Below are 15152 nucleotides of genomic sequence, written 5' to 3'. Positions count from 1 at the left end.
ACCGACAAATATCAGCGATGCTCGGGGGCGACGGCTTCGCTCAGCGCCGACGGGATGCCCGGCACCCGGCCGATCGCGTCGAGCAGCGCGTGTGCGCAGGCATTCCCGACGTAGTCGGCGTCGATCGACGGGTCCATGATCCGCCGCCGGCAGCACTCGAACGTGAACGCCAGCCAGCCGTAGATGGTGACGCGCAGGTCGCGTTCGACCTTGGAGTCCATCGCGTCCCCGACCGCGCCCAGGATGCGGGTGATGATCCGGTTGGCCTGCCGGTCGTTGTCGACGTCCTCGATGCCGCGCAACACAGGATCTGAGCTGCCGATGCCGACGTACGCGGCCCAGGCGCCATGAGGATGCTCTTCGTCGTAGCGCACGTACGCCAGCACGCCCTCCCGGACCTGGTCAAACAGGCTCTGCCCTGGATCCGGCGGGGTGCTGGTGGCCTCGAAGAGCCGGTCACTCTCGGCGCGCACCACCGCGGCGAAGAAGGCCCGCTTGTCCGGGAAGTAGTGATACATCAGCGCCCGCGACACCCCGGCGCGCTCGGCGACCTCGTCGATGCGGACCTCGTCGTACGGCCGCTGGCCGAACACCTCGGCGCCCAGCGCCAGCAACTCGTTACGACGGTCGTCGGGAGACAGCCGACGTCTGGACTCAGCCATCCCACCATTCTAGTTAACACATGTACAACAGCGTCGGAATCACGTGCCCTTGACGTTGACGACCTGCCGCAGGCTCGTGACCACCTCGACCAACTCCTTCGAGTCCGCCATCACCACGTCGATGGACTTGTATGCGTCCGGAATCTCGTCCACCCACTGCTCGCCGTGGCGGTACTCGATGCCAGCCATCCGTTCGGCCAGATCGGCAGCAGTGAACCGCCGCTTGGCCTCGGTTCTGGAGAACCGCCGGCCCGCGCCGTGCGGGGCGCTGCAGAGCGCGGCGGCGTTGCCCTTGCCGCGCACGATGTACGAGCGAGTCCCCATCGATCCGGGGATGATGCCCATCACGCCTTCGTGCGCGTTGACTGCGCCCTTGCGCGTGACCCAGACATCCTTGTCGCCGTGGCGTTCTGGCGTCGAATAGTTGTGGTGCGTGTTGATTCTCGCCGTTTCGACGTTGTCGGGTTCGACGTTCAGCCAATGCGCCAACGCCTGCCGGAACCGGTCCATCATCTCGGCGCGGTTGGCGAGTGCAAACTGTTGGGCCCAACGGAGTTCGGCGATGTACGTGTCGAACTCAGCAGTGCCTTCCTCGAGGTATGCGAGGTCGGCGTTGGGCAGCGAGACGCCGCGGTTGGCGCACAGTTGCTTGGCGACGTTGATGTGTCGCGTGGCGATCCTGTTGCCAACGCCGCGCGATCCGGAATGCAGGAACATCCACACCGTGTCCTCGTCGTCGAGGCAGAGTTCGATGAAATGGTTTCCGCCGCCGAGGGTTCCCAACTGAAGCTTCCACTTCGGGGAGTGCGACAGGTCGGTTCCGGTGTCGGCAGCCAGTTGTTCGAGTTCGTCGATGCGGGCGTGGGTGAACGCATACCGGCGCAGCGACTGGTTGTAGTTGCCTGCGCTCAGCGGGATGGCCGACTCGAGCGAACCGCGAAGGCGCGCAAGATCCTTGCCCTCGATATCGGCTGCGGTGAACCGTGTTTGGGCCGCGATCATGCCGCAGCCGATGTCGACACCCACCGCCGCTGGAATGACCGCTCCGAGCGTCGGGATCACCGTCCCGACGGCTGCGCCCTTTCCGAGGTGCGCGTCGGGCATCAATGCCACATGCGGATAGACGAACGGAAGCGCGGCAGTCTGATTGGCCTGCTCGATCGTGCGCGCGTCGATGTGGCTGGCGAAGTTGAGGACCTTTCCCCCTTCGAGCTGTTGGATCACTGTAGATTTCCCTCCCCGAGTAGCAACCACAAATGGTCCGCTGCGGCGAGGACGAACGCAACACGTTTTAGTCGAGCAACGTGCCGAGGGTCGGTCGACGAATCGGTTCGCGGCCGGGGGCCTGTGTCGGCGTGGGCAACAGCGGCTTACGACGTTGTATCGCCACGGTCGTCGGCGAGTCGGTGTTCAGGTCAAGCTTCTCGCCTGCGTGGCGGATAGTCAGCTGATGGCCGGGTCCGTCCCGCAGCGCGTAGGTCACCTCGTCGTGGTCGACGTCAACGGTCAATCGGAAGTTCTTCCAGCGCAGCCGAAATCGCAATCGCGATATGCCGTCGGGCAGCTGCGGATCCAACGCGAGGTCGCCGCCGTCGTCGCGCAGGCCGCCGAAGCCTGCGACCAACGCCGTCCACGCCCCGGCCAACGACGCCATGTGCAGCCCGTCGCGGGTGTTGTGATGCAGGTCCCGCAGGTCGATCAGTGCTGCTTCGTAGAGGTAGTCGTGGGCCAGTTCCAGATGGCCCACCTCGGCGCACATCACGGCCTGCGTGCAGGCTGACAGTGACGAGTCCCTGGTGATGCGCCGCTCGTAATAGTCGACGTTGTGGGCCTTCTGCTCGGCGGTGAACTCCTGGCTGCGCCAGTGCATCGCGAGCGTGAGATCGGCCTGTTTGACCACTTGCGACGGGTACAGCCGCACATAGGGCTCGTTCAGCAGCAGCGGATAGGACGTGTTCTCCGTGAAGTTCCATTCGCGCAGGGTGGTGAACCCCTCGCACTGTTGATGGACGCCGAGTTCCTTGTCGTAGGGGATGTTCACCGCGGCCGCCGCGTCGCGCCACGCGGCGGTCTCCTCGGACCCGACACCCAGGGTGGCTGCGGCTTCGGGGTGACGGCTGCAGGCCTCGGCGGCGGTCCGAAGGTTGTGTGCCGCCATCAGATTGGTGAACACGTTGTCCCGAACGATCGCCGTGTACTCGTCAGGACCGGTGACGCCGTCGAGGTGCCAGATCCCGTGCCGGTCGTGATGGCCCAGCGACATCCATAGCCGCGCGGTTTCGACGAGCACCGTCAGGCCGCACTCGACCTCCAGCGAATCATCGCCTGTGACAACGCGATACCGTTCGAATGCCATCGCGATGTCGGCGTTGATGTGCCAAGCCGCGGTGCCTGCGGGCCAGTATGCCGAGCACTCCTGGCCGCGGATGGTCCGCCAAGGAAATGCCGCGCCTGCGAGATCCAGTTCTGCGGCCCGTTCACGCGCGAGATCGAGGGTCGAGGCGCGCCAGCGCAATGCATCGGCGGCGGCGTGTGGCGCGGTGTAAGTGAGCACGGGAAGGACGAAACCCTCTGTGTCCCAGAAGGTGTGGCCGTCATAGCCGGTGCCCGTGAGGCCCTTGCCGGGAATCGCGCGGCGCTCGGCCCGCGCGCTGGCCTGCAGCACGTGAAACAGGCCGAAGCGCACGGCCTGCTGGCAATCGGCGTCGCCTTCGACTTCGACGTCCGCGCAGTCCCAGAACTCGTCGAGATAGTCCCGCTGTGACTTCAGCAGGCCGTCCCAGCCGCAGTACTCGGCTCCTGCGACAGCGCCGAGCACCTGATCGCGCAGCGCGGGTCGCGACCGCAGGCTCGACCATCCGTAGGCGAGGAACTTCACGATGCGCAACTTCTGACCGGGCCGAAGGCCGCAGATGACGGTCGTTCTCGCCCAGTCCTCACCGGCCTCGGTTTCCGCTTCAACGCGGCCCGGCACGTCGATCTGGTGTTGCATCGCGGCGGCCATCATCAACCGGCTGCTCCTGGTGCGGTGCACGAGCAGCGCTCCCTGCTTGCCGGCGTCGTGCTGCACGGCCTCCAGCGGATTGAGCAGCATCGCGGCGACCCGCGGATCGGCCGAGGGCTTCGGCTGGTCCTCGTTGGCGACGAGCTCCGATTGCACCGTCATGCGCGAGAATTCGTCGACAGCCTCGACCACGTATTCGATGGCAGCCACACTCCGTTGCGCCAGCGACACCAGCCGGGTGGTGCGAAGCCGTATCCGCTTGCCCGCAGGCGACGTCCAACACACCTGCCGCGTCAGAGTGCCCGCGCGTAGGTCAAGCACGCGTTCATGTTCCTCGAGTTCGCCGTAGCGCACATCGAACGGTTCATCGTCGACGAGCAGCCGCAGAATCTTGCCGTTGGTCACGTCGACTACAGACTGACCGTCCTCCGGATAGCTGTATCCAGCTTCCGCGTACGGCAGCGGCCGCGTCTCGTAGAACGAGTTGAGATAGGTTCCTGGCAACCCGTACGGCTCGCCCTCGTCGAGGTTGCCCCGCAGCCCGATGTGGCCGTTGGACAACGCGAAAACCGACTCGCTTTGCGCAAGCAGATTGAGATCGAGTGTCGTCTCGCGGATGCACCACGGCTCTACGGGGAACGTCTGTTCGGTGATCATCGGTTCGGCAGCAATTCGGCCAGGTCGGCAACGACGACGCTGGCGCCGTTGCGGCGCAACGCTTCTGCTTGGCCGACACGATCTACGCCGACGACGCAGCCGAAGTCTCCGCGCTTGCCCGCCTCGACGCCGGCCAGCGCGTCTTCGAAGACCGCGGCCTCGGCAGGCGCTACGCCAAGCAATTCGCCTGCCCGCAGGAACGAGTCGGGGGCCGGCTTGCCTTCGATGTGTTCCTCGCGCATCGTCCTGCCGTCCACCCGCTGCTGAACGAATTTGTCCAGTCCGGTGACTTCGAGCACCTCACGGGTGTTGGCGCTGGAGGACACCACGGCCACCGCGAAGCCCGCGTCGGCGACCGCCTCCAGATAGCGTCGTGAACCTTCGAATACCTTGACGCCGTCCTCACGAATGGTCTGGTGAAACAGGTCGTTCTTCCGATTGCCCAACCCGTTCACTGTTTCTTGCGACGAGTCGTCGTCGGGATCGCCCTCGGGCAATGTGATGCCGCGCGACGACAGGAACGTTCGCACTCCGTCTTCGCGTTTCTTGCCGTCGACGTAGGTCAAGTAGTCGGAGTCGATATCGAATTCGACGAACGGATCTCCGGTTCGATTCGCCCGCTCCCGCAGGTAGGAATCGAACATGGCCTTCCAGGCCTTCTTGTGCACACTCGCCGTGTCGGTCAGCACGCCGTCGAGGTCGAACAGGCAGGCGCGCACGCCGTCAGGCAACCCGAGCATCGTCCCTGCTGATGCTGGGGTGCACGACGCGCAGCGCAACCAGTCCCAGGATCAGCACGCACAGTGCTGGACCGCCGAAAAGCACAACGGCCGGCAGCAGCCCCGTCGCCGAACCCGACAGTGCCGTCGCGAACGCGACGGCGGCGATGACCCAGGAGACCACGCAGGCGATGGCCGCTATCACGACGGCGATCACGCAGCTGGTGAGCGCGCCGTAGTGCGGGGCACCCGTGGCCGCCAGCACCAGAAGGACAGGTATCCCGATGATCGCGGCCGCCGTCAACATTCCACTCGCCGGGCCGAGTTGACGTGCGGCGGGCATCACCAGAAGGGCCGCTGCGACCGCCGCCACCACCACGCCGACCATGGCAATTACGCGCGAATTGTGGTTTCGCATGGTCGTAGAGTGACCCGACCGCCTGACATCAAAACGCCCGCGGCACGCGCAGGGTTAGCCGAAATGCACGCCTTGGGCCAGCGGCAGCTCTGACGAGTAATTGACGGTGTTGGTGGCCCGACGCATGTACGCCTTCCACGCGTCCGAACCTGACTCGCGGCCGCCGCCGGTCTGCTTCTCTCCGCCGAACGCGCCGCCGATCTCCGCGCCCGACGTGCCGATGTTGACGTTCGCGATACCGCAGTCCGACCCGTCGGCTGCCATGAAACGCTCGGCCTCCCGCACGTCGAGGGTGAAGATCGCCGATGAAAGACCTTGCGGCACAGCATTGTTCAACGCGATGGCCTCGTCGAGGTCGTCATAGGTCAGCACGTAGAGAATCGGCGCGAACGTCTCCGAATGCACCACGGCGGTCTGCGACGGCATCCGCACCACCGCGGGTGCCACGTAGTACGCGTTTTCGTCACCCACGTCGTGGCGCTCGCCGCCGACAACCTCGCCACCGTCGGCGCGGGCCTGTTCGAGCGCGCGCACCATGTCGCGGTAGGCGGTCTCGTGAATCAGCGGACCCACCAGCGTGCCGTCGGCCGCCGGATCACCGACCGGCAGCTGCCGGTAGGCGTTCGCGATCCGGCCGACCAGCTCGTCGGCGATCGAGGAATGCACGATCAGCCTGCGCAGCGTGGTACACCGCTGACCTGCGGTGCCCGCCGCCGAGAACACGATGCCCCGCACAGCAAGGTCCAGATCGGCCGACGGGGTGACGATCGCGGCGTTGTTGCCGCCCAGTTCCAGCAGCGCCTTGCCGAACCGCTGCGCCACCCGCGGGCCGACCTGCTGGCCCATTCGCACCGATCCGGTCGCGCTCAGCAGCGCCACCCGAGGATCGTCGACCAGTCGTTCGCCGACCTCGCGGCCACCCTGCACCAGCCTGCTGACCTCCGCCGGCGCCCCGACATCGGCCGCGGCCCGCTCGATCAGCGCCTGGCATGCCAGTGCGGTCAGCGGCGTCAACTCCGAGGGCTTCCACACCACGGTGTCCCCGCACACCAACGCGATCGCGGTATTCCACGCCCACACGGCGACCGGGAAGTTGAACGCCGTGATCACACCGACGACACCCAGCGGATGCCACGTCTCCATCAACCGGTGCCCCGGCCGCTCCGACGCAATCGTCTTGCCGTACAGCTGTCGCGACAGGCCGACCGCGAACTCGCAGATGTCGATCATCTCCTGCACCTCGCCGAGGGCCTCGGACGTGATCTTGCCCGCCTCGAGCGTGACGAGCGTGGCGAGATCAGCCTTGTGCTCGACGAGCAGCTCGCCAAGCCGGGCCACCAGCGCGCCCCGCACGGGAGCCGGGGTGGTGCGCCATGTCGTAAACGCTTGCGCGGCTTGTGCTATCGCGGCCTCAGCCTGTTCAGGTGTTGACTCGGCGACGGTGAACAACACCTCGCCGGTGATGGGCGTGCTGGCCTGCAATCCGTCGCCGCCCGGGTCGCCGAGCGATACGTGCGAGCCGACGGCGCTGAGCGCGTCGCGGGCCTGCGCACGCAGGTCCTCGGCGGTCGGAAGCTTCGATTTCTGAGCAGTGGTCATGATGATGCGACTTTCTCGTAGAGCTCGTAGGGGTCGTGGATGTGGTGTCCGAGCCGGCCGGCAAGCCAGTGCAGGCTGTACTCCGAATCATCTGCCGCCTCGACGGCGTTGGTGTCGGTATCGAGATTCGACCGGAAGATGCCGGCCGCGGAGGCAGGCAGGAAGTCCTCGTACACAACGGGTTTCGCCGGATCGCCACCGTGGTAGTAGGCGAGCCCCTCGGCCGCCATTTCCTCGTGGGTAACTGGGAAGAAGTCAGCCCACTCGGCGGCAGGATTCGGTGCGGCCATCGCCGCGTCGTAGCGTTCCCGGCCCTTCGGGGTCAGCGCGACGCCACGCGCCTCGACCTCACCGAACCGCACCCGCAGTGTGCCGTCGACCACGGTGCCGTCGGCTTCTCTGAAGCGGCGCGGCTCGGCCAGCGCCCGAAATGACGTCTGGCGCAACAACACATCGGGACCATCCCCGGCGGGCGGGCCCTGGATCGCATCGATCATGGTGATGCCGCGGGCGGTCATCCGCCGGTACAGCTCATCGATGTCGAGCACGCGCGGCGTCAGGTGGTTGATGTGGGTGGTACGAACACCGGCGATGTCGGCGGCCACCGCCGAGACGCGCGCCAATTCGTCGTACCAGCCGCGGTCGATCGGCTCACGAGACAGCGCGAAGGCGGATACCGCCGCTGCCACGAACCGCTCGGCCCGTGCGAAGTCGGCCCCGCCGTCCTCCGCGATGCGTCGCGCCTCGGCGATCAGCGCGGGGTCGAACAACTGCCGCGCGCCGATGAACCGCTCGACGCGCTCTCGCAAGTCAGGGGAGAAGAACCGCGCGTCGGCAGTCGCCAGCATCGAGGTGAACACGCGGAACGGATTGCGGGCCAACTCGCCGGTGTCGATCGGCCGAAACGCGGTGGACACCACCGGAACCGGCGAGGCGGCATCGCGCAGATCGTAGAAGCCGACCGGATACATGCCGAACGCGGCGAACAGGTCGGCGGCGTCGGCCAGTTCACGCACGCCGCCGACGCGGATCGCGCCGTGGCGTTCGGCCGTCACTCGATCAGATGCGCCCAGTTCCCGGTTCACCTCGGCACTGACGTCGACGAGCGTGGTGTAGGCAGGCACCTCGGCGCCGTAGAGGCGCGACAGCGCTGCGGCGAATTTCGCGCGCAGCTGCCAAGTTTCGATACGGCGGCTCACGATGTGCACCGCCTCGGATACAGTGCGGCCATGGTGGAGGCCGCTGAACACCTCGACGAGATCGATCGCATCTTGGTGCGCGAACTGGTCGCCGACGGGCGGGCGACGCTGGCCCATCTCGCGGCAACAGCCGGGCTGTCGGTGTCGGCAGTCCAGTCCCGGGTGCGCCGGCTCGAATCACGCGGGGTGGTGACCGGATACACCGCCCGGATCGACCCTGAGGCCGTCGGCAAGATGCTGTCGGCGTTCGTGGCCATCACTCCTCTCGATCCCTCTCAACCCGATGATGCGCCTGCCCGGCTCGAACACATACCGGCCATCGTGTCGTGTCACTCGGTGGCCGGTGATGAGAGCTACGTCCTGCTCGTACGTGTCGAGTCTCCGCGCGCGCTTGAAGACTTGTTGCAACAGATCCGGACGACGGCGAACGTGCGCACCCGAAGCACCATCATCTTACAGACTTTTTACTCCGGACGCGAAATCATGCCGTAATAGTTCCTGCTGACCGGGTAGCATGCCGTAAAAAGTTTGTTAAGATGGTCTCATGACCGCTGTGCTGACACCTGCTGCCCTGCGCCCCGATGACGTCCGCAAGGTGCTCGCCCGCAGCATCCTGGCCGATGGGCTGGACTTCGTCCTCGACATCGACCAGTCCTCGGGCTCGTATCTGGTGGACGCGCGTACCGGCGAGCGCTACCTCGACATGTTCACCTTCTTCGCGTCCTCCGCGCTTGGGATGAACCACCCCGCGTTGGCCGACGACGAGGCGTTTCGCGCTGAGCTCGCACAGGCGGCGGTGAACAAGCCGAGCAACTCCGATGTCTACAGCGTGCCGATGGCCCGCTTCGTCGACACGTTCGCCCGCGTGCTCGGCGACCCGGCGTTGCCGCACCTGTTCTTCGTCGACGGCGGAGCGCTCGCTGTCGAGAACGCACTGAAGGTGGCGTTCGACTGGAAGAGTCGTCACAACGAGGCGCACGGCCGGGATCCCGAACTCGGCACCAGGGTGTTGCATCTGCGCGGCGCGTTCCACGGCCGCAGCGGCTACACGCTGTCACTGACCAACACCGACCCCAACAAGGTCGCGCGGTTCCCCAAGTTCGACTGGCCCCGCATCGACGCGCCAGTCATCCGGCCTGGCATGGATGAGGCGGCCATGGACGCCGTCGAGGCCGAGACACTGCGTCAGGCCCGCGCGGCATTCGAGGCACATCCACACGACATCGCCTGCTTCATCGCCGAGCCGATCCAGGGGGAGGGCGGCGACAGGCACTTCCGTCCGCAGTTCTTCGCGGCAATGCGCGAGCTGTGCGACGAGTTCGACGCACTGCTGATCTTCGACGAGGTGCAGACCGGTTGCGGACTGACCGGAACCCCTTGGGCCTACCAGCAATTGGGCGTCGCGCCCGACGTCGTCGCCTTCGGCAAGAAGACTCAGGTCTGCGGCATCATGGCCGGCCGCCGGGTCGACGAGGTGCCCGAGAACGTGTTCGCCGTCAGCTCGCGGATCAACTCCACGTGGGGCGGCAACCTGGTCGACATGGTGCGGTCGCGCCGCATCCTGGAGACCATCGAGGCCGAGGATTTGATGTTGCGGGCTGCCAAGGCGGGCCGCTATCTGCTGGACCGCCTCGAGAATCTGGCAACGGAATTCCCGGGCTTGGTGCTCGACGTGCGTGGCCGCGGGCTGATGTGCGCGTTCAGCCTGCCGAGCGGCGCTGAGCGCGACGAGCTGATCCGTCGGCTCTGGGACCGCCGGGTCATCATGCTGGCCAGCGGCGCCGACAGCGTGCGGTTCCGTCCGGCGCTGACGGTTTCGCGCGAGGAGATCGACGTCGCCGTGGAAGCGGTGCGCCAGGTGCTCAACCAGATGCGGTGAGCCGGCGAATCGTCGACCGCAACCGGGTCAGTTCGGTTCGGCCGACGAGCTCGCAGCCGTGCAACTCCGCGAGTTTGCGTGCCGCAGGCGTGAATTCGTGGTTGGTCACCACCATCGTCTTTGCGCAATCCTGCATGGGCGCGCCAGCCACCACTTCCTGAATGGCACTCGTTCCGACCGGCCGGGCCTGCCGCTTGCATTGAATCGCAAGACGATTGGGCCGTCGACCGACAATGATGTCGACGCCCCAGTCGCCTGTCACCGACGTCATGATCACCGGGACGCCACACGACCGGACCACCCGCGCGACGTAGTCCTCGAATTCTATTCCCGACATTTCGGCCGCGGTGTCGTCGTGAGTGCGAAGGCCGGCCAGAGCGCCACGTAGGAAGTGAGGCAGCGCCGCGAGCGCCGCAGGCGCGAGTGTGCCGACCACTAGACTCCATGCCGGGGCGAGGCCGAGAAGGTATGCGGCGACACTTGATACGACCCCGGCAAAGAGATACACCTTCAACCTCACGGGCCGAATGCTACGAGCCAGGGCCGACAGCAGTCGTCTGTCCGGATAGCGAACTACTCGACGAGCTTGGATGCAGCGCCGTCGTTAGCGGGGTTAATCTCGCATCATGACCGATGAGCTGACCGACCTCGAGGGGCAAACGCCCGTCGAGCACGCACTGGCAGGCGGCGAGCCCCAGCGCATCGGTTGGTTCCGGTTTTATTTCGCCGACGAGCGCTGGGAGTGGTCACCTCAGGTCGAGCACATGCACGGCTATCAGCCAGGGACTGTGCATCCGACCACCGACCTTGTGCTGTCGCACAAGCATCCAGACGACTACGGACAGGTCGCCGACACGTTGGACGAGATCCGGCGCACCGCGGGGGCTTTCTCGACCCGGCATCGGATCATCGACACCAGAGGCGATGTCCACCATGTCGTGGTCGTCGGTGACCAGATCTTCGACGACGCCGGTGTGGTCATCGGCACCCACGGCTTCTACGTCGACGTCACGCCGACCGTCCAAGAGGCCCACGATGAGAGCGTCTCGGAGGCGGTGGCCGAGATCGCCGAGGCCCGAAGCGGCATCGAACAGGCCAAGGGCATGCTGATGCTGATCTACCGGATCAGCGCCGACTCCGCGTTCGAGCTGCTGAAATGGCGTTCGCAGGAAACCAACACCAAACTGCGCGCGCTGGCGGAGCAAATCGCGAAAGACTTCCTCGACCTCCCCTATGACGAGGTGCTGCCGGCCCGCGCGGTCTACGACAGGTTGCTGCTGACGGCGCATTACCGCGTCGAATCCTGAGGTTTATTCGCTGTATGGACAGGGAATTCTGTCCGACATCTGATTGCGGGTGGTCTAGCAGCGAATTTGGAGTGCGGAAGTGGCTGTCTCTCATAGCCCCAACGACGTGCAACACGACGACGCAAACGTGCGAGCGGCCCTGCGGTTTGCTCTCGTGGTCGTGTTGCTCGCGGTGGCGTATCTTGTCACCGCAGCCCTATGGGTCAGCACATGCAACGGCGCGACAGCGGACACCGCGGCGTGCGGCGTACCTCAGCGCACCCTGCTCGCCGTCGGTGCGCCGATCATCCTGCTGGTCGGCGGACTGCGGTCCTTTGTCCGCACCTATCAGACCTGGCGCAGCCACAAGAACTGGTGGGCATGGCAGGGCGCAGGGTGGTTCCTGTTCACCTTGATGCTGGTGGTGCTGACGATGAGCATGCCGACCCTGGCGGGCCCTGCCGTTTTCGGCGCCTGAGAGCCGCCATTACCGACGAGAAGTCGGCTTTACCTGGCGTTTTCCCCATAACGGTGTCGGGTAGGCCTACCGTTGAAATCAGCCCCTGTTTGGCGGGTGTAGGTATCCGAGAGAGGAGTACCGATGAAGGGCCCAAAGGATCCCGTCGACCACGCGAGGACAACACGGCCACATGCCGGCGAGTCGATGAAGGACAACAAGATCATGCCGGGGCTCATCGTGATCGGCGTTGCCCTGGTGCTTTTCGTGTCGTGCCTTGCGGCGTTCGCCACTGGGCACCATGACGTCGGATTGACACTGTCGTCTCTTGCCGGCGCGGGTTTCATCATCGGCGCGGGCTGGCTGCTGATCGAGCACATGCGCGTGCGTCGTATCGAAGAGCGTTGGTACGCAGAGCATCCCGATGCGCATCGACAGCGCCCCAGTAGTTGACGGCATAAGAAAAAGGCCCAGCCGATCGGCTGGGCCTTTTCCATCGAGTGCTTACGGACGCTGCTCGGCTTCCTGGCGTTTCTCGGCAGCCTTGGCGCCTGCGCGAGCCGAGTCGGCCTGCGCTTCCTTCTTCGCGACGTCCTGCTGAGCGTCGGCCTTGTCCTGCTGAGCCTTGCCCTCGCGGACCATGTCGTCGCGGCCCGTCACAGTGCCGACCGCTTCCTTGGCCTTGCCCTTGACGTCCTCGACGACGCCCTTGATGCCTTCTTCAGGACCGGTGTTCTTCTTGTCGGTCATGCTTACCTTTCCGCGTATTTGGCTGGATCGGTCGTTGCCCACTTCTTGAGCGTCAGCCCTTGCGGGCGGCACGAGGGGAATCTCCCCACGTGATTGCGGGGTTCCCGGTCCGGCCGGGGGGCTAAACGTGACGATCAATCACCTTGGCGGAGAACCGCAGATTGGCGGGTGTACCCGGCGCGCAGCTTGACCAGGTCAGACCCGACCCGCGCCACGTCCTCCCAGGCGGCGAGGAAGGTGCCGCGATGCCGCCAGCGCAGCAGTGAGGCAAGCATCACAGGTGCGTCTGCATCGGAGCGTTCGTATCCCAGGAACGCGGACCTCGTGTGGGGGCTGATCACCAGCCCCAGCACCCGGGGCGCTGCCGGGCCGTGCTCGCGGTCGCCGGTCATGGTGAGCCGAACATCGACGACGGTGCCGACCGGGTGTTGTGCCGCATCCATGACGCGCAGGCCCAACAAGCTACTCAGTTGCATGCCTGCCCCCGGGGATGTGTTTGATGATGCGGTCACGCAACCACCGCTCGACCCACCCGACGTCGAATGTCATCTCGGTCGGCTTGAGCTTTATCACCGTGCCGACAGAATCGACGAGATTCCATGGAATTTCCTGGAGCCGCGACCGCGGCGGTGATCCGCCGAAGATGCGAGTAGCGACCACTCGGCCAGACAGGATGCCGGTCACCCGCGGGGCAGGCGTGCCCGACGGGATGTCTTTGTCCACATCGAAATCGCTGAGCTCGAGGTCATCGACGATGCCGACGGGAGCGTCGTCATCGTCGAGCAATTGGCGGTCCAGTAGGTGCAGTCGCGCGTCGAGTGTGGTCATTGTCCTGCTCCCGTCACGATCATCAGAGGAATGGCAGCCAGCGAGGCGGCCAGGATGATCACCAGGTACACCGAGCCGAGCGCATTGATCAGGCGCCCGTTCGTTTTTTCGCCCATGTACTGAGAATCGTTGGCCACGATGAGGATCGGTAGATAGGTCAGGGGCAAAGCGATGGCGGAGAACACCACCGAATACTCCGTGACCATGATCGGGTCGACGCCGGTGAACAGCACCGCGACGCCGAGCACGATGGCGACGAACATCAACACGTGGAAGCGCGCGGCTTGCGCCGGACGGCGGAATTTGCCCCATGGCCAGCCCAGAAATTGGGCGATGATGTAACCGGCCGAAAGCGTGGTCTCCAGGGCTGCACCGAAGGTGGCGGCGACGATGCCGACGATCGCGAAGGCCAAGGCGAGCTTGCCGCCCGCCGCCACGACCGGCATGACGATCTGCGAAAGCGAAGTCACTTCGATCTGGGCGGGCAGCAGCACGACCGCCGCACAGGCCGCGATGGCGATCGAAAGAATGCCACCCAATGGGAAGCCGACCATCACGTTGAGCCTGGCGGTGCCCAGATCCTTGTCGGTCCAACGCTCTTCGACCGCGCCGGACGAGAAGAAGAAGACCTCGTAGGGCGTCATCGCGGCACCGAACAGTCCAATCGCGAAATACCAATACATGGCCGCCGATTCCTTTTCCGGAATCACGGGCGCGGCAGCTTGGTGGGCGAGATCGCCCCAATTCGGGTGCAGCAGAAAGACGGCGACGGCGAACACGATGAGGCACAGGCCGAGCAGACCGGTCACGTTTTCCATGACCTGGAAGCCCACGCGCCAGATCACCACCCAGACCGCGAATGCGGCGACCGGAATCCACATGAATCGGCCCACATCGGTGGCCAATTGCAACGCGAGTGCGACGCCACCGATCTCGGCCGTCAATGTCATCATGTTGATGAAGAACGACGCACCCAGGTTCGCGCCGGCCATCTTGGGCCCCAACCGTTCCCGGATGATTTCAAAGGTTGCCCGACCACTGACGACGGCGACGCGGCCGGCCATCTCGGCGAACAAACAGATGCCGACGATTCCGACTACCACGACCCAAGCGAGCGCCAACCCGAACCGGGAACCGACGACGGCATTCATCACCAGGTCGCCGATGTCGAGAAAGCCGCCGATTGCGGTGAGGATGCCAAGGGCTACCGCGAATATCTTCTTCATCAGCGGTATCCCGACTCCAGTGCATCGGCCGACGCCAGCAGGCTGGCACGCACCGAGTCCAAGGTTGGCTCGCGGGTAATCGTGCGCAGCGTGGCCGATGCAGCATTGAGCTGGCCGATGATCTTGGTCATCGACTGCGTGAGCATCTGCTGACGCCTGATGTCCGCGGGGTCTTCGGCCCTCAGCTGCGCAACTCCCTTGTACGCTTTCACCACTTCATCACGGGCATCCGAGATCTGCACGCTGGCAAGTTGATTCGTGGACCGTCGCTGCAGCCAGAGGTCGATGGCAAGGGCGCCACTGCGCGCAGAGTTCACGGTCTCATCCATGGATTGCGCCAGTTGGCCAGGCATACCGTCCCTGTTCGCAGGACACTGCGTCAACAACAGGCCGAGACCGACGAAGAACGCCGCGAGAAGAGCCAGGGTGCGCCACCGTCGCAGACGCTCACCTTGTTGTGCCATCGCG

At 65.2% G+C, this 15152-nt stretch carries 18 protein-coding genes; 5 read left to right on the top strand and 13 right to left on the bottom strand.

Annotated features, from left to right (window positions below):
* Positions 1 to 11: 11 nt before the first annotated feature.
* From GGC64_RS07645 to GGC64_RS07615, 7 genes are all read right to left on the bottom strand, one after another.
* The gene (locus GGC64_RS07645) at positions 12 to 662 is read right to left on the bottom strand and encodes a TetR/AcrR family transcriptional regulator (protein WP_192721790.1); all 651 of its coding nucleotides are present in this window, start codon (positions 660 to 662) and stop codon (positions 12 to 14) included.
* Between the two features lie 39 nt (positions 663 to 701).
* Positions 702 to 1883, bottom strand: a complete 1182-nt coding sequence (locus tag GGC64_RS07640) for an RtcB family protein (RefSeq protein WP_192722452.1) — start codon at positions 1881 to 1883, stop codon at positions 702 to 704.
* A 70-nt stretch (positions 1884 to 1953) separates the two neighbouring features.
* Complete coding sequence (locus GGC64_RS07635) at positions 1954 to 4323, bottom strand: glycoside hydrolase family 65 protein (protein WP_192721789.1); 2370 nt, start codon at positions 4321 to 4323, stop codon at positions 1954 to 1956.
* Positions 4320 to 5063 carry a beta-phosphoglucomutase family hydrolase gene (locus GGC64_RS07630; protein WP_192721788.1) on the bottom strand — a complete coding sequence of 248 codons (744 nt, stop codon included), beginning with the start codon at positions 5061 to 5063 and terminating at the stop codon, positions 4320 to 4322. Before GGC64_RS07630 ends, GGC64_RS07635 begins: the two co-directional genes overlap by 4 nt.
* Positions 5047 to 5460: a hypothetical protein gene (locus GGC64_RS07625; protein ID WP_192721787.1), complete on the bottom strand. Its 414-nt coding sequence runs from the start codon at positions 5458 to 5460 to the stop codon at positions 5047 to 5049. The genes GGC64_RS07630 and GGC64_RS07625 overlap by 17 nt, the downstream gene beginning before the upstream one ends.
* 54 nt (positions 5461 to 5514) lie before the next feature.
* Positions 5515 to 7059: an aldehyde dehydrogenase family protein gene (locus tag GGC64_RS07620; protein ID WP_192721786.1), complete on the bottom strand. Its 1545-nt coding sequence runs from the start codon at positions 7057 to 7059 to the stop codon at positions 5515 to 5517.
* The gene (locus GGC64_RS07615; protein WP_192721785.1) at positions 7056 to 8258 is read right to left on the bottom strand and encodes a 2-oxoadipate dioxygenase/decarboxylase family protein; all 1203 of its coding nucleotides are present in this window, start codon (positions 8256 to 8258) and stop codon (positions 7056 to 7058) included. Before GGC64_RS07615 ends, GGC64_RS07620 begins: the two co-directional genes overlap by 4 nt.
* Positions 8259 to 8288: 30 nt before the next feature.
* Between GGC64_RS07615 and GGC64_RS07610 the strand changes: the two genes are divergently transcribed.
* A complete protein-coding gene (locus GGC64_RS07610) occupies positions 8289 to 8750 on the top strand; it encodes an Lrp/AsnC family transcriptional regulator (protein ID WP_192721784.1) in 462 nt (153 codons plus the stop codon).
* A 52-nt stretch (positions 8751 to 8802) separates the two neighbouring features.
* Positions 8803 to 10137 carry an L-lysine 6-transaminase gene (gene lat, locus GGC64_RS07605; protein ID WP_192721783.1) on the top strand — a complete coding sequence of 445 codons (1335 nt, stop codon included), beginning with the start codon at positions 8803 to 8805 and terminating at the stop codon, positions 10135 to 10137.
* Here lat and GGC64_RS07600 read toward each other — a convergent pair.
* Positions 10121 to 10666: a restriction endonuclease gene (locus GGC64_RS07600; protein WP_370582057.1), complete on the bottom strand. Its 546-nt coding sequence runs from the start codon at positions 10664 to 10666 to the stop codon at positions 10121 to 10123. The genes lat and GGC64_RS07600 overlap by 17 nt on opposite strands.
* A 97-nt stretch (positions 10667 to 10763) precedes the next feature.
* Between GGC64_RS07600 and GGC64_RS07595 the strand changes: the two genes are divergently transcribed.
* The 3 genes from GGC64_RS07595 to usfY all read left to right on the top strand — a co-directional run bounded on the left by GGC64_RS07595 (position 10764) and on the right by usfY (position 12333).
* Positions 10764 to 11444 (top strand): PAS and ANTAR domain-containing protein, encoded by a 681-nt coding sequence (locus GGC64_RS07595; RefSeq protein WP_192721782.1) that lies wholly within the window; start codon positions 10764 to 10766, stop codon positions 11442 to 11444.
* A gap of 79 nt (positions 11445 to 11523) precedes the next feature.
* Positions 11524 to 11901 carry a hypothetical protein gene (locus GGC64_RS07590; protein WP_192721781.1) on the top strand — a complete coding sequence of 126 codons (378 nt, stop codon included), beginning with the start codon at positions 11524 to 11526 and terminating at the stop codon, positions 11899 to 11901.
* A 123-nt stretch (positions 11902 to 12024) separates the two neighbouring features.
* The gene (gene usfY / locus GGC64_RS07585) at positions 12025 to 12333 is read left to right on the top strand and encodes a protein UsfY (protein WP_192721780.1); all 309 of its coding nucleotides are present in this window, start codon (positions 12025 to 12027) and stop codon (positions 12331 to 12333) included.
* A 51-nt stretch (positions 12334 to 12384) separates the two neighbouring features.
* Here usfY and GGC64_RS07580 read toward each other — a convergent pair whose 3' ends face one another.
* From GGC64_RS07580 to GGC64_RS07560, 5 genes are all read right to left on the bottom strand, one after another.
* Complete coding sequence (locus tag GGC64_RS07580; protein WP_015305316.1) at positions 12385 to 12630, bottom strand: CsbD family protein; 246 nt, start codon at positions 12628 to 12630, stop codon at positions 12385 to 12387.
* A 134-nt stretch (positions 12631 to 12764) separates the two neighbouring features.
* Positions 12765 to 13106, bottom strand: coding sequence for a hypothetical protein (locus GGC64_RS07575; protein ID WP_192721779.1), 342 nt, complete (start codon positions 13104 to 13106; stop codon positions 12765 to 12767).
* Positions 13093 to 13458: a hypothetical protein gene (locus GGC64_RS07570; protein WP_192721778.1), complete on the bottom strand. Its 366-nt coding sequence runs from the start codon at positions 13456 to 13458 to the stop codon at positions 13093 to 13095. Before GGC64_RS07570 ends, GGC64_RS07575 begins: the two co-directional genes overlap by 14 nt.
* The gene (locus GGC64_RS07565) at positions 13455 to 14684 is read right to left on the bottom strand and encodes an Nramp family divalent metal transporter (RefSeq protein WP_192721777.1); all 1230 of its coding nucleotides are present in this window, start codon (positions 14682 to 14684) and stop codon (positions 13455 to 13457) included. Before GGC64_RS07565 ends, GGC64_RS07570 begins: the two co-directional genes overlap by 4 nt.
* The gene (locus tag GGC64_RS07560; RefSeq protein WP_192721776.1) at positions 14684 to 15148 is read right to left on the bottom strand and encodes a hypothetical protein; all 465 of its coding nucleotides are present in this window, start codon (positions 15146 to 15148) and stop codon (positions 14684 to 14686) included. The genes GGC64_RS07565 and GGC64_RS07560 overlap by 1 nt, the downstream gene beginning before the upstream one ends.
* Positions 15149 to 15152 lie beyond the last annotated feature (4 nt).

The organism is Mycobacterium sp. OAS707, assembly GCF_014873705.1.
Taxonomy (GTDB): domain Bacteria; phylum Actinomycetota; class Actinomycetes; order Mycobacteriales; family Mycobacteriaceae; genus Mycobacterium.
Note: the sequence above shows the minus strand (reverse complement) of the source record. Positions and strands in the feature narration are given on the sequence as shown.

Bases quoted from the DNA above. Each gene is read 5' to 3' on its own strand.
- GGC64_RS07645 (WP_192721790.1), bottom strand. From the start codon at position 662: ATGGCTGAGTCCAGACGTCGGCTGTCTCCCGACGACCGTCGTAACGAG.
- GGC64_RS07635 (WP_192721789.1), bottom strand. From the start codon at position 4,323: ATGATCACCGAACAGACGTTCCCCGTAGAGCCGTGGTGCATCCGCGAG.
- GGC64_RS07630 (WP_192721788.1), bottom strand. From the start codon at position 5,063: ATGCTCGGGTTGCCTGACGGCGTGCGCGCCTGCCTGTTCGACCTCGAC.
- GGC64_RS07625 (WP_192721787.1), bottom strand. From the start codon at position 5,460: ATGCGAAACCACAATTCGCGCGTAATTGCCATGGTCGGCGTGGTGGTG.
- GGC64_RS07620 (WP_192721786.1), bottom strand. From the start codon at position 7,059: ATGACCACTGCTCAGAAATCGAAGCTTCCGACCGCCGAGGACCTGCGT.
- GGC64_RS07610 (WP_192721784.1), top strand. From the start codon at position 8,289: ATGGTGGAGGCCGCTGAACACCTCGACGAGATCGATCGCATCTTGGTG.
- lat (WP_192721783.1), top strand. From the start codon at position 8,803: ATGACCGCTGTGCTGACACCTGCTGCCCTGCGCCCCGATGACGTCCGC.
- GGC64_RS07595 (WP_192721782.1), top strand. From the start codon at position 10,764: ATGACCGATGAGCTGACCGACCTCGAGGGGCAAACGCCCGTCGAGCAC.
- usfY (WP_192721780.1), top strand. From the start codon at position 12,025: ATGAAGGGCCCAAAGGATCCCGTCGACCACGCGAGGACAACACGGCCA.
- GGC64_RS07580 (WP_015305316.1), bottom strand. From the start codon at position 12,630: ATGACCGACAAGAAGAACACCGGTCCTGAAGAAGGCATCAAGGGCGTC.
- GGC64_RS07575 (WP_192721779.1), bottom strand. From the start codon at position 13,106: ATGCAACTGAGTAGCTTGTTGGGCCTGCGCGTCATGGATGCGGCACAA.
- GGC64_RS07570 (WP_192721778.1), bottom strand. From the start codon at position 13,458: ATGACCACACTCGACGCGCGACTGCACCTACTGGACCGCCAATTGCTC.
- GGC64_RS07565 (WP_192721777.1), bottom strand. From the start codon at position 14,684: ATGAAGAAGATATTCGCGGTAGCCCTTGGCATCCTCACCGCAATCGGC.
- GGC64_RS07560 (WP_192721776.1), bottom strand. From the start codon at position 15,148: ATGGCACAACAAGGTGAGCGTCTGCGACGGTGGCGCACCCTGGCTCTT.